The 20,831-nt window shown below is 54.3% G+C and carries 20 protein-coding genes and 1 pseudogene; 13 read left to right on the top strand and 8 right to left on the bottom strand.

What is annotated here, in order from left to right; all coding sequences use genetic code 11:
* Positions 1 to 70: 70 nt before the first annotated feature.
* The 3 genes from fnr (at position 71) to uspE (ending at position 2,212) form a co-directional block, all read left to right on the top strand.
* On the top strand, positions 71 to 823 hold the full coding sequence (gene fnr / locus IM295_RS21980) for a fumarate/nitrate reduction transcriptional regulator Fnr (RefSeq protein WP_006174991.1): 753 nt from the start codon (positions 71 to 73) through the stop codon (positions 821 to 823).
* Between the two features lie 176 nt (positions 824 to 999).
* On the top strand, positions 1,000 to 1,152 hold the full coding sequence (locus IM295_RS21975; protein WP_223824746.1) for a hypothetical protein: 153 nt from the start codon (positions 1,000 to 1,002) through the stop codon (positions 1,150 to 1,152).
* Between the two features lie 109 nt (positions 1,153 to 1,261).
* On the top strand, positions 1,262 to 2,212 hold the full coding sequence (gene uspE / locus IM295_RS21970; protein ID WP_028012944.1) for a universal stress protein UspE: 951 nt from the start codon (positions 1,262 to 1,264) through the stop codon (positions 2,210 to 2,212).
* Between the two features lie 40 nt (positions 2,213 to 2,252).
* Here uspE and IM295_RS21965 read toward each other — a convergent pair whose 3' ends face one another.
* The 3 genes from IM295_RS21965 to pntA all read right to left on the bottom strand — a co-directional run bounded on the left by IM295_RS21965 (position 2,253) and on the right by pntA (position 6,397).
* A complete protein-coding gene (locus IM295_RS21965) occupies positions 2,253 to 3,362 on the bottom strand; it encodes a mechanosensitive ion channel family protein (protein WP_192986071.1) in 1,110 nt (369 codons plus the stop codon).
* A 106-nt stretch (positions 3,363 to 3,468) separates the two neighbouring features.
* Complete coding sequence (gene pntB, locus IM295_RS21960; RefSeq protein WP_013096868.1) at positions 3,469 to 4,857, bottom strand: Re/Si-specific NAD(P)(+) transhydrogenase subunit beta; 1,389 nt, start codon at positions 4,855 to 4,857, stop codon at positions 3,469 to 3,471.
* 10 nt (positions 4,858 to 4,867) lie between these two features.
* Positions 4,868 to 6,397: a Re/Si-specific NAD(P)(+) transhydrogenase subunit alpha gene (gene pntA, locus IM295_RS21955; RefSeq protein WP_028012942.1), complete on the bottom strand. Its 1,530-nt coding sequence runs from the start codon at positions 6,395 to 6,397 to the stop codon at positions 4,868 to 4,870.
* A gap of 535 nt (positions 6,398 to 6,932) precedes the next feature.
* On the opposite strand from pntA, the gene ydgH reads away from it, so the two are divergent.
* The 3 genes from ydgH to folM all read left to right on the top strand — a co-directional run bounded on the left by ydgH (position 6,933) and on the right by folM (position 10,206).
* Positions 6,933 to 7,877, top strand: coding sequence for a DUF1471 family protein YdgH (ydgH, locus tag IM295_RS21950; protein ID WP_193067323.1), 945 nt, complete (start codon positions 6,933 to 6,935; stop codon positions 7,875 to 7,877).
* 184 nt (positions 7,878 to 8,061) lie between these two features.
* The gene (locus IM295_RS21945) at positions 8,062 to 9,444 is read left to right on the top strand and encodes an amino acid permease (protein WP_028012940.1); all 1,383 of its coding nucleotides are present in this window, start codon (positions 8,062 to 8,064) and stop codon (positions 9,442 to 9,444) included.
* Positions 9,445 to 9,483: 39 nt separating this feature from the next.
* Positions 9,484 to 10,206, top strand: a complete 723-nt coding sequence (gene folM / locus IM295_RS21940) for a dihydromonapterin reductase (protein WP_041910292.1) — start codon at positions 9,484 to 9,486, stop codon at positions 10,204 to 10,206.
* Here folM and IM295_RS21935 read toward each other — a convergent pair.
* Positions 10,203 to 10,538 carry a GlpM family protein gene (locus tag IM295_RS21935; protein ID WP_193067322.1) on the bottom strand — a complete coding sequence of 112 codons (336 nt, stop codon included), beginning with the start codon at positions 10,536 to 10,538 and terminating at the stop codon, positions 10,203 to 10,205. The genes folM and IM295_RS21935 overlap by 4 nt on opposite strands.
* Before the next feature lie 128 nt (positions 10,539 to 10,666).
* On the opposite strand from IM295_RS21935, the gene rstA reads away from it, so the two are divergent.
* Positions 10,667 to 11,383: a two-component system response regulator RstA gene (gene rstA / locus IM295_RS21930; protein WP_028012938.1), complete on the top strand. Its 717-nt coding sequence runs from the start codon at positions 10,667 to 10,669 to the stop codon at positions 11,381 to 11,383.
* A 244-nt stretch (positions 11,384 to 11,627) separates the two neighbouring features.
* Positions 11,628 to 11,888 carry a hypothetical protein gene (locus IM295_RS21925; RefSeq protein ID WP_193067321.1) on the top strand — a complete coding sequence of 87 codons (261 nt, stop codon included), beginning with the start codon at positions 11,628 to 11,630 and terminating at the stop codon, positions 11,886 to 11,888.
* 158 nt (positions 11,889 to 12,046) lie between these two features.
* Here IM295_RS21925 and IM295_RS21920 read toward each other — a convergent pair whose 3' ends face one another.
* A complete protein-coding gene (locus IM295_RS21920; protein ID WP_126326097.1) occupies positions 12,047 to 13,009 on the bottom strand; it encodes a GlxA family transcriptional regulator in 963 nt (320 codons plus the stop codon).
* A 117-nt stretch (positions 13,010 to 13,126) separates the two neighbouring features.
* Here IM295_RS21920 and IM295_RS21915 point away from each other — a divergent pair, with 117 nt between their 5' ends.
* Both IM295_RS21915 and IM295_RS21910 read left to right on the top strand, forming a co-directional pair.
* Positions 13,127 to 13,768, top strand: a complete 642-nt coding sequence (locus IM295_RS21915; protein ID WP_193052096.1) for an HD domain-containing protein — start codon at positions 13,127 to 13,129, stop codon at positions 13,766 to 13,768.
* A gap of 577 nt (positions 13,769 to 14,345) precedes the next feature.
* On the top strand, positions 14,346 to 14,732 hold the full coding sequence (locus IM295_RS21910) for a hypothetical protein (protein WP_047368427.1): 387 nt from the start codon (positions 14,346 to 14,348) through the stop codon (positions 14,730 to 14,732).
* Positions 14,733 to 14,774: 42 nt separating this feature from the next.
* On the opposite strand, the pseudogene IM295_RS23320 reads toward IM295_RS21910, so the two are convergent.
* Positions 14,775 to 14,948, bottom strand: a pseudogene (locus IM295_RS23320) (KilA-N domain-containing protein); the annotation flags it as partial.
* Positions 14,949 to 14,983: 35 nt separating this feature from the next.
* Here IM295_RS23320 and IM295_RS21905 point away from each other — a divergent pair.
* From IM295_RS21905 to tus, 3 genes are all read left to right on the top strand, one after another.
* Complete coding sequence (locus IM295_RS21905) at positions 14,984 to 15,235, top strand: tyrosine-type recombinase/integrase (protein ID WP_370551818.1); 252 nt, start codon at positions 14,984 to 14,986, stop codon at positions 15,233 to 15,235.
* A gap of 29 nt (positions 15,236 to 15,264) precedes the next feature.
* The gene (rstB, locus tag IM295_RS21900; RefSeq protein ID WP_028012933.1) at positions 15,265 to 16,563 is read left to right on the top strand and encodes a two-component system sensor histidine kinase RstB; all 1,299 of its coding nucleotides are present in this window, start codon (positions 15,265 to 15,267) and stop codon (positions 16,561 to 16,563) included.
* Between the two features lie 73 nt (positions 16,564 to 16,636).
* Positions 16,637 to 17,566, top strand: a complete 930-nt coding sequence (gene tus / locus IM295_RS21895) for a DNA replication terminus site-binding protein (RefSeq protein WP_193067320.1) — start codon at positions 16,637 to 16,639, stop codon at positions 17,564 to 17,566.
* Here tus and fumC read toward each other — a convergent pair whose 3' ends face one another.
* Together fumC and fumA are read right to left on the bottom strand one after the other, a co-directional pair.
* On the bottom strand, positions 17,567 to 18,961 hold the full coding sequence (gene fumC, locus IM295_RS21890) for a class II fumarate hydratase (protein ID WP_047368424.1): 1,395 nt from the start codon (positions 18,959 to 18,961) through the stop codon (positions 17,567 to 17,569). It lies immediately after the preceding gene.
* A gap of 137 nt (positions 18,962 to 19,098) precedes the next feature.
* Complete coding sequence (gene fumA / locus IM295_RS21885; protein ID WP_193067319.1) at positions 19,099 to 20,745, bottom strand: class I fumarate hydratase FumA; 1,647 nt, start codon at positions 20,743 to 20,745, stop codon at positions 19,099 to 19,101.
* Positions 20,746 to 20,831 lie beyond the last annotated feature (86 nt).

The raw sequence follows: 20,831 nt of genomic DNA, 5'->3' as shown, positions 1-20,831 counted from the left end.
TTGTCAGGCTTACGTACTTACCAAAAAGATGTTAAAATTGACCAATATCAATTAAGGCTTGAGCAAACCTATGATCCCGGAAAAGCGAATTATACGACGCATTCAGTCTGGCGGTTGTGCTATCCATTGCCAGGATTGCAGCATCAGCCAGCTCTGTATCCCGTTTACCCTGAATGAGCATGAACTCGATCAGCTTGATAATATCATCGAGCGCAAAAAGCCGATTCAGAAAGGGCAGACGCTGTTTAAAGCGGGAGACGAACTGAAATCGCTCTATGCTATCCGCTCTGGCACCATCAAGAGCTACACCATCACCGAACAGGGTGACGAGCAGATCACCGGCTTCCACCTGGCAGGCGATCTGGTGGGCTTTGATGCCATCGGCACTGGTCACCACCCGAGCTTTGCTCAGGCACTCGAAACCTCAATGGTTTGCGAAATTCCGTTTGAAACCCTGGACGATCTGTCCGGTAAGATGCCTAACCTGCGTCAGCAGATGATGCGTCTGATGAGCGGTGAGATCAAAGGCGATCAGGACATGATTCTGCTGCTTTCCAAAAAGAATGCAGAAGAGCGCCTGGCCGCGTTTATCTACAACCTCTCCCGCCGCTTCGCCGAGCGCGGTTTCTCGCCGCGTGAGTTCCGTCTGACCATGACCCGTGGCGATATCGGTAACTACCTGGGCCTGACCGTTGAGACCATCAGCCGTCTGCTGGGTCGTTTCCAGAAGAGCGGAATGCTGGCCGTTAAGGGTAAATACATCACTATCGAAAACGGCGAAGCGCTGGCCGTTCTTGCCGGACACGCCCGCAACGTGGCGTAACTCTCCGCATGTTGATAACCAGACTGATAAATTCACGTGATTTATTGGTCTGGTATCATCGCTTCCGCTTTAAGACATTTTCACCGTAGCACGTCCCCACACAGCGCCTGAAAGGTTGTCGTTGAGGTTATGAATTGAGAGAAAGTTTGTTTTTCGTTTCAGTCGTGATCGCCTCAGTGACCTTTATATTCATCTGGATCATGCTTGTCGGTCCGATGAAGGGGGAGGAAAAAACCTACGTTCAGGATTCCACGACCTTTGCGATAGCGGTGATGGTGCTGCTGTTCATTGCGTTTATCGCGGTGACATCCACCGTGCTTTTCCTCTGATAAATTTTCATGAATTATTGATCTGGCAAAAGCTCCCCTCTGTTTCATTCAGGATATATAGGTTACTCTTTTAATTACAGACTGTGGTGACAGTAGTAAGGAGACCTGTATGGCCAAGTATCAAAACATGCTGGTAGCTATCGATCCGAATCAGGACGATCAGCCGGCATTACGACGTGCTGTGTATTTACATCAACGGATTGGTGGCAAAATCAAAGCATTTTTGCCGATCTATGACTTCTCGTATGAGATGACCACCCTTCTGTCGCCTGACGAGCGCACCGCTATGCGTCAGGGCGTCATCAGCCAGCGTACCGCGTGGATCCGTGAACAGGCGAAGTATTACCTGGAAGCGGGAGTGCCTATTGATATTAAAGTGGTCTGGCATAACCGACCCTTTGAGGCCATTATCCAGGAAGTGGTTGCCGGTGGGCACGACCTGCTGCTGAAGATGGCGCACCAGCACGACAAGCTGGAGTCCGTAATCTTCACTCCGACCGACTGGCATCTGTTGCGTAAATGCCCTTGCCCGGTCTGGATGGTGAAAGACCAGCCGTGGCCTGAAGGCGGGAAAGCCGTTGTGGCGGTGAATCTCGCGAGCGAAGAGGATTATCACAATTCGCTCAACGAGAAGCTGGTGAAGGAGACCATCCAGCTTGCCGATCAGGTTAACCATACCGAAGTGCATCTGGTGGGCGCCTATCCGGTTACCCCGATCAATATCGCCATTGAGCTGCCGGAATTTGACCCAAGCGTCTATAACGACGCGATCCGCGGTCAGCACCTGCTGGCGATGAAAGCGCTGCGCCAGAAGTTCAGCATTGACGAGAACATGACGCACGTGGAAAAAGGGCTGCCTGAAGAGGTGATCCCGGATCTAGCCGAACATCTGCAGGCCGGGATTGTGGTGCTGGGCACCATTGGCCGGACCGGTATCTCTGCTGCCTTCCTCGGCAATACCGCCGAACAGGTGATCGACCATCTGCGCTGCGACCTGCTGGTCATCAAGCCGGATGAGTATCAGACGCCGATTGAGCTGGACGACCCGGAAGACGATTAACGTAAACATCAAAGCCCGCCGCTCCGGCGGGCTTTTCTCATCAGCTCTCCATTACCGGCTTCGGCTGTTCACCTGACTCATCCTGCATCCACGGCGCGTGCAATACCATGCTGGGCAGCGCCAGCTTAATCTCCTGGGCGTTCAGCCCTTCAAGAATACGGATATTGATCTCCTGCTGGATGTCCATGTATTTGTTGTAATCCGCGGTATTAACGATATGGACGACTTCGAACGTCAGGCGGTCGCGGTCGAATCCCAGAAAATGGGCACGATCGAATTTTGTCTCGCCGACATCGGTAATGATCTGCCTGACCATATCCCCCACGTAGCGCAACTTATCGGGCGGCGTGTCGCTGGCAACGCCAAAGGTAAAGACGATGCGACGCGTCTGCATGCGTTTGTAGTTGTGAAGCGTCTGCTGAAGCAAAATGGCGTTGCCGCAGACGATCTGCTCCCCGCTCAGGCTGCGGATACGGGTCGTTTTCAGGCCAATGTGCTCTACCGTCCCCGCCACGTCGTTGAACACCACAAAATCGCCAATTTCAAACGGCTTATCAAAGCCGATAGAGAGCGAGGCAAACACGTCGCTGAGGATCGTTTGTACGGCGAGGGCGATGGCAATACCCCCTACCCCAAGGCTGGCAACCAGAGCAGTGATGTTGACGCCCGCGTTAGCAAGGATAGACAGCAGCATCACTGACCAGACGATGGCACGGAGAATAAGCCCCGTGATCACCAGCGTGACCGGGTTTTTATGGCTTCCAGGCGCCAGCATGACGTGACGAAGCCACGACACCACCCCCTGATCCATCCACAGCGCCACCTGGATGGCGAAAACCAGGAACCAGGCGTGGCTCACGGTGCCAAAGAGATGATTCGGCAAGTCAACGAAACGCAGGCTGAAGAGCAGCGCCACCACAAACAGCAGGAAGCGGCTGGTGCGGTTAAGCATATCGGTCAGGATAAAACGCATCCGGTTGGTGGTCGGGTGCTTGTCGCCCCAGGTGGTGATGCCTTTCTTAACGAACGCGATCAGGCGCGTTAGCAGCCAGTACACCAGCAGCGTCACAAAGACAACCGTGGCGGCGCCTATCCAGAATGTCGGCGTCATCATCAGCGCGATGATGTCGAAGCGGGACAGAAATTGCATTACACCTCCTCGTATTACACAAAGGGTAAAGTATAGACAGAGGAGAAACGCTGGCCGCAGAAATAGGAAAACCGCCCCGAAGGGCGGTTTGTCAGGAGAAAGCGAATTACAGCGCTTTCAGAATCGCATCCACGCTGGCTTTGGCGTCGCCAAACAGCATATGGGTATTCTCTTTGAAGAACAGCGGGTTCTGCACGCCAGCATAGCCGGTGTTCATCGAGCGTTTGAAGACAATGACGTTCTGCGCCTTCCACACTTCCAGAACCGGCATCCCGGCGATTGGGCTACGCGGATCGTCCTGTGCCGCCGGGTTAACGGTGTCGTTAGCACCAATAACCAGCACGGTGTCGGTGTCGGCGAAATCATCATTGATCTCGTCCATCTCCAGCACGATGTCGTATGGCACCTTCGCTTCCGCCAGCAGTACGTTCATGTGGCCCGGCAGACGTCCGGCCACCGGGTGAATACCAAAGCGAACTTTGATACCGCGCGCGCGCAGCTTCTCGGTGATTTCCGCCACCGGATACTGCGCCTGCGCCACCGCCATACCGTAGCCTGGGGTGATGATCACAGAATGCGAGTTTTTCAGCATTTCCGCGGTGTCTTCCGCGCTGATCTCACGGTGTTCACCCACTTCTTCGTCAGAGCCGGTAGAAGAACCGTCAGAACCGAAGCCACCGGCGATAACGCTGATGAACGAACGGTTCATCGCCTTACACATGATGTAAGACAGGATGGCACCGGAGGAACCGACCAGCGCACCGGTGACGATCAGCAGGTCGTTGCTCAGCATAAAGCCCGCAGCCGCCGCTGCCCAACCGGAGTAGGAGTTCAGCATCGAGACAACCACCGGCATATCCGCACCGCCGATGGACGCCACCAGATGCCAGCCAAACGCCAGCGCGATGATGGTCATCACCAGCAACGCCAGTACCTGCAGGCCCACGCTTTCGGTACGCACGAAGACCACCAGAAGCACAAACGACACCACCAGCGCCGCCAGGTTCAGCTTGTGACGGTTAGGCAGCATCAGCGGTTTAGAAGAGATCTTACCGCGCAGCTTGCCAAACGCCACGATAGAACCGGTGAAGGTTACTGCACCGATGAAGATACCGAGGAACACTTCGGTCAGATGAATGTTGACCAGAATCGGCTCCATGCCCGGTTCGTGATACAGGTAGCTGTTGAAGCCCACCAGCACCGCCGCCAGGCCCACGAAGCTGTGCAGAATCGCCACCAGCTCCGGCATCTCGGTCATTTCAACGCGCTTCGCCAGGCGAATACCAATCGCGCCGCCGATGATCATCGCCACCAGGATCCACGCCACGTTGCCGGTATCCGGCCCGAAGATGGTGGCAATCAGCGCAATCGCCATCCCGGCGATACCAAAGTTATTTCCCTGCTGAGACGTTTCGTGTTTGGAAAGCCCCGCCAGACTGAAAATAAACAGGATTGCAGCAACAATGTATGCGGCTGTCACTAATCCTCCAGACATATGCTACCCCTTAGCCTTTACGAAACATTTTCAGCATGCGCTGAGTCACGGTGAAACCACCGAAAATATTGATACTGGCGATCAGCACCGCGATAAAGCTCAGGAAGCTGATCCAGCCGCCGTGTCCAATCTGCAGCAACGCCCCTACCACGATGATCCCGGAGATAGCGTTGGTCACCGACATCAGCGGCGTATGCAGCGCATGGGAGACGTTCCACACCACGTAGTAACCCACAACGCACGAGAGTGCGAAGACGGTAAAGTGGCCGAGGAACTCTTTCGGCGCGACGTCAGCCAGCCAGCCGAACAGAATAATGACCAGCGCCATGATGGCGTATTTGCGCCACGGAGAAGCCGGTTTAGCCGGTTCTTTTGGCTCGGGTGCCGCTTTCGGCGCAGCCTGGGGCTGGGCTGAAACCTGAATAGGCGGCGCAGGCCAGGTAATTTCACCTTCGCGAACGACGGTAACGCCGCGCACCACCACATCGTCAAAATCGACGGTGATGTTGCCGTCTTTCTCTTTGCAGAGCAGCTTCAGCAGGTTAACGAGGTTCGTGCCGTACAGCTGAGACGACTGGGTTGGCAGGCGGCCAGGCAGGTCGGTATAGCCGATCACCTTCACGCCGTTAGCGGTCGTGGTCACCTGATTGGCAACGGTATACTCGCAGTTACCGCCGTTTTGCGCAGCCAGGTCGACAATCACGCTGCCCGGCTTCATGGAGTCGACCATCTCGCGGGTGATCAGCTTCGGCGCCGGTTTACCCGGAATAAGCGCGGTGGTAACAATAATGTCGACGTCTTTCGCCTGCGCGGCGAAGAGTTCCATTTCGGCTTTGATAAAGGCTTCGGACATCACCTTCGCGTAACCATCACCGCTGCCCGCTTCTTCCTTAAAGTCCAGCTCAAGGAATTCGGCCCCCATGCTCTGGACCTGTTCCTTCACTTCGGGACGGGTGTCGAACGCGCGCACGATAGCGCCCAGGCTGTTTGCCGCACCGATTGCGGCAAGACCCGCCACGCCCGCGCCAATCACCATCACTTTCGCCGGTGGGACTTTCCCCGCCGCGGTGATCTGGCCGGTAAAGAAGCGTCCAAATTCGTGGGCTGCTTCAACAATGGCGCGGTAGCCGGCAATGTTTGCCATGGAGCTCAGCGCATCCAGCGACTGCGCGCGCGAAATACGCGGCACGGAGTCCATCGCCATCACGGTCACGCCACGGGCCGCCAGCTTCTCCATCAGTTCAGGATTTTGTGCAGGCCAGACGAAGCTCACCAGCGTGGTGCCTGGATTCAGCAGCGCAATCTCACTCTCTTCCGGCGCGTTGACCTTCAGAATCACGGGCGACTGCCAGACTTCAGCACCGTCCACCACTTCCGCGCCAGCCTGAATAAAGGCTTCGTCATCGAAACTCGCCAGCTTGCCTGCGCCGCTTTCAACCGCGACGGTAAAACCCAGCTTAAGCAGTTGCTCCACCGTTTTCGGTGTTGCCGCTACGCGGGTTTCATTGGCTAACCGTTCTTTTGGTACCCCAATACGCATAGTTTTCCCTTCCATCGGTTTTTGATGATGGTTTGTCGATAAATGCCCGCGGTTTGTATCAATTTTCGCCAGCATGATAGCGACGAGAAATGAGTAACCCCGCAAAATAAAACAGTAACAAACTGTCTATAACCTACTGAAAATAGCGCTTGTGATCTACCGCCAGAAAACACTATTTCTTACTTTATCTGTGAAAAATAAGCGATCGGCGTCACTGACAGTGATATTTACCTTAAATTCATCGCCAGAACCGATAAATCGCGCAAGCGAAGCGGTAAAAACATGATATAGCGCCATAAGAGAACAAGTTATTAACATTAAATTAACTTGTAAAAGTCATATGCTTTATCAGTTTTGCTTGTCAAACGCCTGTTTTTTCAACATATCACTAAATGTTATCGAATTCGGTAATTGAGTGAGCACAGGCAGTGAAAAATGGCGCAGACAGCGACGGGTTTTAAATGCCATAATCGGGGCCGTCTCAAATAAACAACAATACCAGTACATGGTTTGCGCAAGGCGAAGGATTATTTTTATGAAGCTTAAGAACACACTCCTGGCGTCCGCACTTCTCTGTGCGACCGCCCTGTCTGCGAATGCCGCAACAGAGTTAACGCCAGAGCAAGCGGCAGCGTTAAAACCTTTTGACCATACGGTCATTGTGGGTCGTTATAATTCTATTGGCGATGCCGTCGCCGCCGCATCAAAAGCCGCGGATAAAAACGGGGCGGCCTCGTTTTACGTAGTTGACCAGTCCGATTACGGCAACAGCGGTAACCAGCGCGTGACCATTGCGCTGTATAAAGATAATGCACCAAAGGCTGACGCGCCGAAAAATCGCGTGATCAACGGTATCGTTGAGCTGCCGAAAGACCAGGCCATTGAGCTGGAACCTTACGACACCGTTACCGTTCAGGGCTTCTATCGCAGCCAGCCAGAAGTGAACGATGCCATCACCAAAGCCGCGAAAGAAAAAGGTGCCTACTCTTTCTATATCGTGCGTCAGGTGGATGCTAACCAGGGCGGCAACCAGCGCATTACCGCATTCATCTACAAAGAAGATGCGAAAAAACGCGTTCTGCAGAGCCCGGATGCCATCCCTGCGGATTCTGAAGCGGGTCGCGCGGCGATAGCCAAAGGCGGCGAAGAAGCGAAGAAAGTTGAAATTCCGGGCGTAGCGACCTCTGCGGCGCCAAGCGCTGAAGTGGGCCGTTTCTTTGAAACGCAGTCCACGAAAGGTGGCCGTTACTCCGTGACGCTGCCGGACGGCACCAAAATTGAAGAGCTGAACAAAGCCACTGCCGCGCAGATGGTGCCGTTCGACAGCATCAAGTTTACCGGCAACTACGGCAATATGACGGAAGTCTCTTATCACGTCGCGAAGCGTGCGGCGAAGAAAGGGGCGAAGTATTACCACATCACCCGCCAGTGGCAGGAACGTGGTAACAACGTGACCATCAGCGCCGATCTGTACAAGTAACAAAACCGTTGACGAAAGGCGGCGCAATGCCGCCTTTTTTGTTACTTTTTTTGAAAATCTGCCACACATCATTGCATGCTTTCGTTACACTCCGTAAAATCCCGCGCCTTAGTGTGATCCACCATTTTTATGCGCCTTAGCGAAATAATTATTCTGGATTGGGACTTTTCATAACAGGAAGCCAATGGAAAAGAAACTTGGCCTGAGTGCTTTAACTGCACTTGTATTGAGCTCAATGCTGGGCGCGGGCGTATTCAGTTTACCGCAGAACATGGCGGCCGTCGCAAGCCCTGCCGCCCTGCTCATTGGCTGGGGCATTACCGGTGTCGGGATATTGCTGCTGGCGTTTGCCATGCTGCTGCTGACACGCATTCGCCCGGATCTGGACGGCGGCATTTTCACCTATGCACGTGAAGGTTTCGGCGAGCTAATCGGCTTCTGTTCCGCCTGGGGCTACTGGCTGTGCGCGGTCATCGCCAACGTCTCTTATCTGGTAATTGTCTTCTCGGCGCTCAGTTTCTTTACCGATACCCCTGAGCTGCGCCTGTTTGGCGACGGCAATACCTGGCAGTCTATCGTCGGCGCCTCGGTGCTGCTGTGGATTGTTCACTGGCTGATTTTGCGCGGTGTCCAGACCGCCGCCAGCATCAACCTGGTGGCGACGCTGGCGAAGCTGGTGCCGCTTGGCCTGTTTATCGTGCTGGCCTTTATCGCGTTTCGTCTTGACGTGTTTTCGCTTGATTTCAGCGGCATTGCGCTGGGCGTTCCGGTCTGGGAGCAGGTGAAAAACACGATGCTGATTACCCTGTGGGTATTTATCGGCGTTGAGGGTGCCGTCGTGGTTTCTGCCCGCGCGCGCAATAAGCGCGATGTGGGCCGCGCCACGCTGCTGGCCGTCCTGGCGGCGCTGGGCGTGTATCTGCTGGTGACCCTGCTTTCGCTGGGCGTGGTAGCGCGTCCTGAACTGGCCGAAATGCGTAACCCGTCCATGGCAGGACTGATGGTGAAAATGCTCGGCCCGTGGGGCGACGTGGTGATTGCCGCAGGGCTGATCGTCTCCGTCTGCGGCGCTTACCTGAGCTGGACCATCATGGCGGCTGAAGTGCCGTTCCTGGCCGCGACGCACAAGGCGTTTCCACGACTGTTTGCTCGTCAAAACCAAAATAATGCGCCATCAGCCTCACTCTGGCTGACCAACATCAGCGTTCAGGTCTGTCTGGTGCTGATCTGGCTCACAGGTTCAGACTATAACACCCTGCTGACCATCGCCTCGGAGATGATTCTGGTACCCTATTTCTTAGTGGGTGCGTATTTGTTAAAAATCGCCACGCGTCCGGCGCACTATGTTGTGGGCGTAGGGGCCTGTATTTACGGCCTGTGGTTGTTGTATGCTTCCGGGCCGATGCATCTGCTGCTGTCGGTTGTGCTGTATGCGCCGGGTCTGCTGGTGTTTATCTATGCCCGCCGCACGCATCAGCTGGAGAACGCGCTGAAACGCCGTGAAATGGCCTTAATCGGGCTGTTACTGGTTGCTGCCGTACCGGCAACCTGGATGTTAATGGGATAGCACTGTCTTTCCCATTGTTGAACTGTAAAGGAGAATACGATGGGAAATGCACCGCTTCGCCCAATACTGATCACCGGTGGAGGCCGCCGTATCGGCCTCGCCCTCGCCCATCACTTTCTCAACCTTCGGCATCCGGTCATTGTCAGCTACCGTACGGAATACCCGTCGATTGAGGGGCTGCGCAAAGCCGGAGCGATCTGCATTCAGGCTGATTTTTCCACCGACGAAGGCATTCTGGCCTTTGCCGAACAGGTTAAATCCACCGCGACGGGGTTGCGTGCCGTGATCCATAACGCCAGCGCATGGTGTGCCGAGAAGCCCGGCACGTCCCTCAGCGATACGCTCTCCGCCATGCTGCAGATCCACGTTAACGCCCCTTATCTGCTTAACCACGCGCTGCAGGATCTGCTGCGCGGCCACGGGCATGCGGCGGGCGACATTATTCACTTTACCGATTATGTGGTGGAGCGCGGCAGCGACAAGCATATCGCCTACGCGGCCAGCAAAGCCGCGCTGGATAACATGACCCGCTCCTTTGCCCGCAAGCTCGCGCCCGAGGTAAAGGTGAACGCCATCGCCCCGGCGATGATTTTGTTTAACGAACACGATGATGCGGAATACCGCCAGCAGGCGCTGAATAAGTCGCTGATGAAAATTGCCCCAGGCGAGAAAGAGGTGATCGACCTTGTAGATTATCTGCTCACCAGCTGCTATGTCACCGGCAGAACCTTTGCCGTGGACGGCGGCCGCCCGCTGCGCTAGTGAAAGCGGCTCCAGAAGAAGATTAACACCCAGGCGCTGAGCCCCCAGCAGACCACTGCCCCGCCCAGCGCCAGGGGAAGCCGCAGAAAACCGGTGAAATACCACAGGGAAAGCAGGTAGAGAAAGTACGGAATGATTGACCACATGCCAAACACGATGGTCGTGCGTAGCGCTTCCGTACCCCGCTCAGAGGCCACAATATAGTGGGCAATCAGCGCAAAGGTCGGGAACAGCGGGATAAGCCCGGCAATATAGTAGTTTTTGGTTTTTGCCAGAATGCCAATCAGTAACACCACCAGCGCCCCCAGCGCGACTTTGATCACCAGCCCCATATTTTTTCCTATAACAATCAAATAACAAGAAACGTCAGAATAACGGAAGCGGCGTTAATTTTGAAAGATTAATGGAAGGTTAAGGTTCCGCGGTGTATTTTGGCTTTTTTCACGAAAACAGACGCTGTATGAATAAGATTGTATATGTTGAAGACGAACCCGAAGTCGGGCAATTGATCGCCGCCTATCTGGGTAAACATGATATGGACGTCATTGTCGAGCCTCGCGGCGATCGTGCCGAAGAGGTGGTCGTCCGTGAAAACCCGGATTTAGTGCTGCTGGACATCATGCTGCCAGGCAAAGACGGCATGACGCTCTGCCGGGACCTGCGCGCCCGCTGGGATGGTCCTATCGTTCTGCTTACCTCACTGGACAGCGATATGAACCATATTCTGTCGCTGGAGATGGGCGCCAATGATTACATTCTGAAAACCACACCGCCTGCCGTCCTGCTGGCCCGCCTGCGTCTGCATTTGCGCCAGCACGCCAGCATCGAACGCGAAGCGCCCGCGCCGTCCCTGACGCCGCACAAAGCGTTGCGCTTCGGTACGCTGTCTATTGACCCGGTTAACCGCCAGGTCCTGCTTTCCGGCGAGCTTATCGCCCTTTCTACCGCAGACTTTGACCTGCTGTGGGAGCTGGCCACGCATGCCGGGCAAATCATGGACCGCGACGCGCTGCTGAAAAACCTCCGTGGCGTGAGCTATGACGGTATGGATCGCAGCGTTGACGTGGCGATTTCGCGATTACGCAAAAAACTGCAGGATAACGCCACCGAGCCCTACCGCATTAAAACCGTGCGTAACAAGGGTTATCTGTTTGCCCCACACGCCTGGGAAACTTGATCGTCGGATAGGATAATCTGCGCGAATTGAAGGCATTGCGCGAAAACGCCCTCCTTTCGCGCATTTATTTTTACGTTTGCGCAACATTTAACTTGCTAAGCACGCAAACTATTCCATAATTAGCTTCTCGACTCTCCTTTCTTCAGCTCATCCCGCTCTTGCGATCGTTTTACTCATTTTCGCCGTGAAGCTTTCACGACATCGCTCCCAGAAATCTTGAAATGAGGATTTAAGCCCATGAATTATGTATAGCTACGGTCAGGTAGAAGCGATAAAAACCAATCTTGAGTGGATTGTTAATCAGGCAACCCTTAACCACACCTCACCCTCACGCACCGATCAAAAAGCGCTCTTTGACCTCCTGGAACTCATCCAGTCTTACGAAATACTGCTGGATCTCATCAGCGAATACGGGGTGGATGTGATTGATACGCACATTGCGGAAGGCCTGGCCGTGACCGAAAAACTCATCGCCAAGGTAAAAAACAGCGCGAAATCCATATAACACGCTCGACAGTCGTGAAAAAACCGAAAGGTTTTCATGTATATTCTGCACATAGCGTTTTTTCGGCGAGATCCAATGAAAAAGCTGTTTGTGCAGTTTAGTGTGCAGAAAATCTGCAATTTAGTGGAAAGGCTATAGCTTCTCTCCCATTCGCAAAGCTATTCAAGGCTCGTCATTTTCTGGTAATCATTAGGTGTTATTCCTGTCAGGCGATAAAATACTCGCCTCATAACATCCGGCCCAGAAAAGCCACATTCAACGGCAAGTTTCTTCGCTGGCATTTTTTCCTTTTCAATCAGTACTTTTGCTCTAGATACGCGCTCGCGTTCGAGCCACTGCGCCGGGGTAAGGCCAATTTCCTGCCGAAATATCCGCGTAAGGTGCCTCTGGCTGAAGTTAATATGCTCTGCCATCATAGCAACCGTTGTCACGTCTTTAATATTCGCGATTGCCCATCTCTGGAGCTCCTGAAGAGCTGTACGGCCATCAAGCGAAAGCGTATTGCTCCTCATAAAGTGAGACTGGTTAACTGGACGCCGGAAAAACATGACCATTTGATCGGCGACTTCTGCCGCAACCTCCCTACCGAGATCTTCTTCAACAAGTCGCAGTGCCAAATCCAGGCCTGAAGTAACGCCCGCCGCCGTTCTCACTCGCCCATCGTCAACATACAACGCATCTGCCTCTACGATTATTTGGGGATGCCTGGCGGAAAGGGTTTTCGCACATGCCCAATGCGTGGTCACTCTTTTTCCATTTAGCTTTCCGGTGAGCGCCAGGAGTAATGCCCCCGTACAAACTGAACCAAACCGCTTGCTTGACTCGCAGAGTGCGTTAATTCCATCCAGCACACGGGGGTCCGGCTGGTAATAAGCAATATCCGGCGCGCCGGCAACAAGGAATGTATCTGCCGTAAGCCCACCGCAGTCTGACAGGGTTGCATCTGCCGTTATCTTTACGCCTGACGAAGACCGAATCACAGGATCGGTAACCGAAACAACGCGCAGCGAGTAAAAGCTGCGCTTAAGAACCCGGTTAGCCTCAGCAAACACATCTATGGGACCACAGACATCAAGCATCTGAACGCCTGGCACCGCCAGAATAAAAACGTTATGACTCATTTTAAGTCTCCGGAGTCCTGAATCATCTCTATGTCCTATAAAGTCTTTAAAATACATTTTGGGACATTCAAGGTAAACCTTATGCTGTATACCTACAACAGAGAAGAGGAGTTTTTCATGATTCGCACAACCGAAGATATCAGTATCCCGGACAGCAAAATGGCCCGTGAAGCCACCGAGTTCATTCGTGACACGGAATCCGATCTGCTTTTTAACCATTCAAGCCGCGTTTACCAATGGGCGGCTCTGGCCGGTCAGAAAAGAGAGGTTAAAGCCGATGCTGAGCTTTTGTACATTGGATGTATGTTCCATGACATTGGCCTGACTCGCGAATACTGTAGCTGCGATAAACGTTTTGAAGTAGATGGTGCAAACGAAGCACGGAAGTTTCTGGAAAGTTATGGCATCGGAACTCAGGATATTGATAAGGTGTGGACAGCAATTGCCCTCCACACCACGCCGGGTATTCCGGAATTCATGGCGCCGGAAATAGCGCTACTTACGGCAGGAGTAGAAATGGACGTGCTGGGAATTGATTTTGAAGTATTCTCACAGGAAGAAATCAGCGCAGTTACCCAGCGTTTCCCACGGACACCGCATTTTAAGGAGGACATTATTCAGGCCTTTTATGACGGCATCAAACACAAGCCGCACACGACATTTGGTAACGTAAAAGCGGATGTACTTGCAGACAAGGATACACTCTTCAAACCTATGAATTTCTGCAGCATTATCCGACAGTCTCGCTGGCAAGGCTGATAACGGACAGCCTGAATAGTACCTGATGGAGGCATCAGGTACTATTCAGGCATGGGGATGTTCGGATAAGAGTAATAGTGCGAAAGTCTCCTTCCGGTCAACTGACAGTATGCCAGTGAAGCCACATTGCATCGCATTGCGTCTTATCCATCCGGTACCAAAGAGTTTTTCTCCGGATTCGGGGAAGATATAAATCTAGATTTCGCAGCTTAAGTACAACTTGCTAAGAATTTCGGCATCAGCGGCGAATTGCATAAGTTTGTAAAAAATTCAACACCTTCAGAAACAAACGCTCGCATCAGATTGAACATTTCAAAATTACCAGCAGTTAAATCGATTCCCTTACAGGTTTAATGTATCTGTCGATGTAAGTCATGAACGTCTATTTATCCACTCAAGGTAATAGCAGGTGATTTATCCGCTGTAGGGATATCCCTTTTAAATCCACTTACAAATGCGCTCGTGTTGGAAGAATATCATGTATGGTATTCTTTAGTTGTTTATATTTAGTACATTGCCCTCAGTAGTTACATCCTATGCTCAATTACATTGTCATTAATTAGTTAGCGAGATAAGAATGAAATCAAACGTAAAGTATACTTTTCATCACTTCGGCATCCCGTTACAGGATGGCGTTTTTGAAGGTGCATACAGCGAAAAAGCGGGGATGTATACAGTTGATAACCCAGGTCAGTTTCGTGTGCAGTGGCATAGATTTAAAGATAGTTCTCCACTCCACAATCTGATAAAAACTGTGCCTCATGTCGCCTTCAAAGTGGACAACCTGCTAAGAGCTATCGAAGATGAAGAAGTAATTCTTGGTCCCTATGAGCCCATTGATGGTTTCTTTGTTGCCATGATTAATGACAATGGCGCACCGATTGAACTCATAGAAACTACACTCTCAGATGATGAAATCTGGGAAAGAGCAAGGTCCGGTCAAGGCGACCTTTACAGGAAGTAATTTTATCCGGGAGCCGTTGTGAAAGTGGCTCTCTGTGAATACTTATTTGAAGCCTGGCAAATAAATCTGAACTTCGCTCATCATCCACTCACGAGCCACATGAAGAAATTGTTTCCTACCACCAGCTTCCCACCGGGCCATTTTGCTGGCGCAATGACTAACCTCTTTCGTTTCGGTATTAATAATATGATCAAGCTTGTTCAGCCGAGAAATTGCTTCAAAACTGAAAGAGAAGACAGGCCTACCGAACGATAAAACGATCGGGCATTCGCCGCAGACGCCCCTATCAGCTGCGTCATACATACGCGTGCTGGATGTTGTCGGCAGGTGCTAATCCTGCTTTTATAGCGAATCAGATGGGTGATAAGAATGCAGAGATGGTCTTCCATGTATACTCTGCGAGGATAAATGTTCTCGATAGCGATCAGGTACCATTTTTGAATCAGCGCTTTGGCGGATATGCTAATGCCCCTAAAGTGCTCCTGAAGGTCAAAACAAAGTAGTTAATTACTTGATGTCCCGGTGATATTTAATGAAAAAGCTGTTTGTGCAGTTTTATCTTTTACTGTTTGTCTGCTTCCTGGTGATGACCATGCTGGTCGGCCTGGTTTATAAATTCACCGCCGAACGTGCGGGCCGGCAGTCGCTGGACGATCTGATGAAAAGCTCGCTCTATTTGATGCGCAGCGAGCTAAGAGAGATCCCGCCACACGACTGGGCGAAAACCCTGAAAGAGCTGGATCTCAATCTGTCATTCGATTTACGCATTGAGCCGTTGAAAGATTTCGATCTGGACCCGCCCGCCATGCAGCGTCTGCGCGACGGGGACATCGTCGCGCTGGATGAGAAATACACCTTTATCCAGCGCATTCCGCGCAGCCATTATGTGCTGGCCGTCGGGCCGGTGCCCTATCTCTATTATCTCCATCAGATGCGCCTGCTGGACATGGCGCTGATGGCCTTTATCGCCATTTCGCTCGCATTTCCGGTCTTTATCTGGATGCGGCCCCACTGGCAGGACATGCTGAAGCTGGAATCCGCCGCGCAGCGTTTTGGCGAGGGGCATTTTACTGAACGCATTCACTTCGACAGCGGTTCCAGCTTTGAGCGTCTGGGCGTGGCCTTTAACCAGATGGCCGATAACATCAACGCCCTGATCGCCAGTAAGAAGCAGCTTATCGACGGAATTGCGCACGAGCTGCGCACGCCGCTGGTTCGCCTGCGCTACCGTCTGGAGATGAGCGAGAATCTGACCGAGGCAGAGAATCAGGCGCTTAACCGCGACATTGGCCAGCTTGAAGCGCTGATTGAGGAGCTGCTGACCTACGCGCGTCTCGACCGCCCGCAAAACGAGCTGAACCTCACCACGCCGGATCTGCCCGCCTGGCTGCAAACCCACATTGATGACGTTCAGAGCGTAAACCCGCAGCGCACGCTGTTGACGCGCGTCACGCCGGGTGACTACGGCGCGCTCGATATGCGCCTGATGGAGCGCGTGCTGGACAACCTGATGAACAACGCCATGCGCTACAGCGAAAGTACGCTCCAGATTGGCCTGGATTTGCAGGGCAACCGGGCCAGCCTGACGGTGGAGGATGACGGACCGGGAATTGCCCCGGAAGCGCGAGAAACCGTGTTTGAACCGTTTGTCCGCCTCGATCCCAGCCGCGATCGCGCCACCGGCGGATGCGGCCTGGGGCTGGCGATTGTCTACTCTATCGCGCAGGCGATGGGCGGCACGGTGCATTGCGAGGAGAGCGAGCTCGGCGGCGCACGCTTCTGTTTTAGCTGGCCGGTGTACCATAACATCGCCCTTCCCGTCCCTGCCTGACCTCAACCGCACGCTGGCCTGACCCGGCGTGCTGTGCTATATGATAAGTATGTTGTAACTAATGAGAGTGTTTATGGCGAACTACGATCTCATCGAACGGCTTAACGGCACGTTTCGGGAAATAGAACACGAACTCCTGACCCTGACCGAGCGTTTGCAGGCCTGTCGCCTGCTGGCCGCGCGCGTCTTTACCCTGCCGGAAGTGGCTAAGGGAGCCGAGCACGATCCGCTGGACACCATCGAGGTCGAACAGCACATCGGCAGCGCGGCCCTTGAGCTGGCGCTAAAACACTATCGTCGCCTGTTTATCCAGCAGCAGTCAGAAAACCGCAGCAGCAAGGCCGCCGTGCGCCTGCCGGGGGTCATCTGCCTGCAAACCGATGCGACATCGCGCGAAGCGCTGGAAAGCCAGATTGCGCATATCAACACCCTGAAAGCGGCCTTTGAAAAGATCATCACCGAAGAGTCCGGCCTCGCGCCTGCCGCGCGGTTTGAGTGGGTGCACCGCCAGCTTCCGGGGCTGATTACCCTGAATGCCTATCGGACGCTGACGGTACTGCGTCACCCCGCTACGCTGCGCTTCGGCTGGGCGAATAAGCACATCATTAAAAACTTCACCCGGGATGAGATTCTGGCCCAACTGGAAAAAAGCCTGAAATCGCCGCGCACGGTCGCCCCGTGGTCGCGGGAGCAGTGGATTGAGCGCCTGGAGCAGGAGTACCACAGCATCGCCTCGCTGCCAGCGGATGCGCGCCTGAAGATAAAGCGCCCGGTGAAGGTGCAGCCTATCGCTCGCGTCTGGTATTCCGGTCAGCAAAAGCAGGTACAGTATGCCTGCCCGACGCCGCTGATTGCGCTTTACGATGCCGATCAGGGCGCGGTGGTACCCGATATCGGGGAACTGCTGAATTACGATGCTGACAATGTTCAGCACCGTTACAGACCTCAGGCGCAGCCGCTACAGCTGATTATTCCTCGGCTGCACCTGTACGTGGCGGGATGATTATTTCAGGCTACCGACCATCGCTTCCGGGCGAACCCAGGCGTCAAACTCCGCCTCTGTGAGATAGCCCAGCGCCAGGGCGGAGGCTTTCAGCGTCAGCCCCTCTTTATGCGCTTTTTTGGCGATCTCGGCGGCCTTGTCGTAGCCAATATGGGTATTGAGCGCGGTGACCAGCATCAGAGATTCATTGAGCAGCTGGCTGATGCGTTCGCGATTGGGCTCAATCCCTACCGCGCAATGCTCGTTAAAGCTCTCCATCCCGTCCGCCAGCAGACGAACAGATTGCAGCACGTTGTGGATCACCATCGGGCGATAGACGTTCAGCTCGAAGTTGCCGGACGCACCGCCCATGTTGACGGCCACGTCGTTGCCCATCACCTGGCAGCAGAGCATGGTCATGGCTTCGCACTGGGTCGGGTTCACTTTACCCGGCATGATGGAACTGCCCGGCTCGTTTTCCGGGATGCTGATTTCACCGATGCCGCAGCGCGGGCCCGAGGCCAGCCAGCGCACGTCGTTAGCAATTTTCATCAGCGAGGCCGCCAGTCCCTTCAGCGCGCCGTGGGTGTGGACCAGCGCATCGCAGGTCGCCAGCGCTTCGAACTTATTGGGCGCCGTGACGAACGGCTGTCCGGTGATGGCAGCAAGCTCCTCCGCCACGCGCACCGCGTATTCTGGATGGGTGTTTAACCCGGTACCGACCGCCGTCCCACCGAGCGCCAGCTCCGCCAGGTGCGGCAGGCTGTTCTCGATATGCTTCAGGTTGTGTTCCAGCATCGCCACCCAGCCGGAAATCTCCTGGCCGAGCGTCAAGGGCGTGGCGTCCTGCAGGTGCGTACGGCCAATCTTGACGATGTCGCGGAAGGCCTGCGCTTTCTCGTTAAGCGTGGATTTGAGCACGTTGAGCTGCGGAATAAGCTGCTCGCGAATGGCGATTACCGCCGCCACGTGCATCGCCGTCGGGAAGACGTCGTTAGAGCTCTGGCTTTTGTTGACGTCATCGTTCGGGTGGACCTTACGTTCCATGCCGCGCACGCCGCCCAGCAGCTCGCTCGCCCGGTTCGCCAGCACTTCGTTCATGTTCATGTTGCTCTGGGTACCGGAACCGGTCTGCCAGATAGCAAGGGGAAATTCGTCAGGATGCTTGCCCGCCAGCACTTCGTCTGCGGCGTTGATAATGGCGGTGGCTTTATCGGTGTCCAGCAGGCCCAAATCCTGGTTCACTTTCGCGGCGGCGCGTTTGGTCAGCGCCAGCGCCTGAATCAGCGAGACGGGCATTTTTTCGGTCGAAATACGGAAGTGCTCCAGCGAACGCTGGGTTTGCGCGCCCCATAGCTTGTCGGCCGGGACGTCGATGGCGCCCATCGAGTCTTTCTCATGGCGTACCGTGGTCATTACTTTCTCCTTGATAACAAAAGAGGGATTGCTCACATGCTTAAGGGATAAGTATTGATTACTTCTGAGAAACGGTATGGCGCTTTGTGCGCTCTTTTTGATGTCGGGTGGCGGCTGCGCCACCCGTTTTTTTCAATTTACTTCACGCATGCCGAACACTGGGACGACTGGATCTGCTTGAAGAAGTCGTTGCCTTTGTCATCCACCAGGATAAACGCCGGGAAGTCTTCCACTTCGATTTTCCAGATCGCTTCCATACCCAGCTCCGGGTATTCCACGCACTCGAGGCTCTTGATGCTGCCCTGCGCCAGTACCGCCGCCGGGCCGCCGATGCTGCCGAGGTAGAAGCCGCCGTGCTTGTGGCACGCGTCCGTCACCTGCTGGCTGCGGTTGCCTTTCGCGAGCATGATCATGCTGCCGCCGTTGGCCTGCAGCTGATCAACGTACGAGTCCATACGCCCTGCCGTGGTTGGGCCTAACGAGCCGGAGGCATAGCCTTCAGGCGTTTTCGCCGGGCCCGCGTAGTAGATCGGGTGATCTTTAATGTACTGCGGCAGCCCTTCGCCCTTGTCCAGACGCTCCTTCAGCTTCGCGTGCGCAATGTCGCGGCCCACGATGATCGTGCCGTTCAGGGAGAGACGGGTCGAGACCGGATACTGAGAAAGCTGCGCCAGAATCTCTTTCATCGGACGGTTCAGGTCAACGCGAACCGCTTCACCCTCACCCGCTTTACGCAGCGCTTCCGGGATGTATTTGCCCGGGTTATTTTCCAGCTTTTCGATCCACACGCCTTCGCGGTTGATCTTGGCCTTGATGTTGCGATCCGCAGAGCAGGAGACGCCCATCCCGACCGGACAGGAGGCACCGTGGCGCGGAAGACGGATCACGCGCACGTCGTGGGCAAAGTATTTGCCGCCAAACTGCGCCCCGAGTCCCAGGTTACGCGCTTCTTCCAGCAACTCCTGCTCAAGCTGCACGTCGCGGAACGCCTGACCGTGCTCGTTACCTTCAGTAGGCAGGCCGTCGTAGTATTTGGTCGAGGCCAGCTTGACGGTTTTCAGCGTGCTTTCAGCCGAGGTTCCGCCAATCACGAAGGCGATATGGTACGGCGGGCACGCCGCGGTGCCGAGGGTACGCATCTTCTCAACCAGGTAATTTTTCAGCTTGCCCGGAGTGAGCAGCGCTTTGGTTTCCTGGTAGAGATAGGTTTTGTTGGCTGAACCGCCGCCTTTGGCGATGCAGAGGAATTTGTACTCGTCACCGTCGACGCTGTAAAGGTCAATCTGCGCGGGCAGGTTGGTGCCGGTGTTGACCTCTTTGTACATGTCCAGCGCCGCGTTTTGCGAGTAGCGCAGGTTGTCTTCGGTGTAGGTGTTGTAGACGCCGTGAGCCAGTGCCGCTTCGTCACCGCCGCCGGTCCAGACGCGCTGGCCTTTTTTACCGACGATGATCGCCGTGCCGGTATCCTGGCACGTTGGCAGAATGCCTTTCGCCGCGATATCGGAGTTACGCAGGAACTGCAGGGCAACGTACTTGTCGTTTTCGCTGGCTTCCGGGTCGCTCAGAATATCGGCAACCTGCTGCTGATGCGCGGGGCGGAGCATAAAGGAGGCATCGTGGAAAGCGTGCTGCGCCAGCAGCGTCAGCGCCTGCGGATCCACCTTGAGGATCTCTTGTCCTTCAAACTCAGAGACGGAGACGTGATCGCGGGTTAACAGGTAATACTCGGTCTGATCCTTACTGAGGGGGAAAGGATCCTGATAATGGAAGGGTTTATTCGACATTGTTCTCTCACTTACTGCTTCGGTCTGTTTATTCAGGGCAGATGTTCCGCTGCCCGGCTTAAAAGCGAGTCAGCTTATCCTACACA

Origin of the sequence: Enterobacter cloacae complex sp. P14RS (genome assembly GCF_014895895.1) — a bacterium.
Classification (GTDB): domain Bacteria; phylum Pseudomonadota; class Gammaproteobacteria; order Enterobacterales; family Enterobacteriaceae; genus Enterobacter; species Enterobacter bugandensis.
The sequence above is the reverse complement of the archived record's forward strand: the minus strand, read 5'-3'. Positions and strand labels throughout refer to the sequence as shown.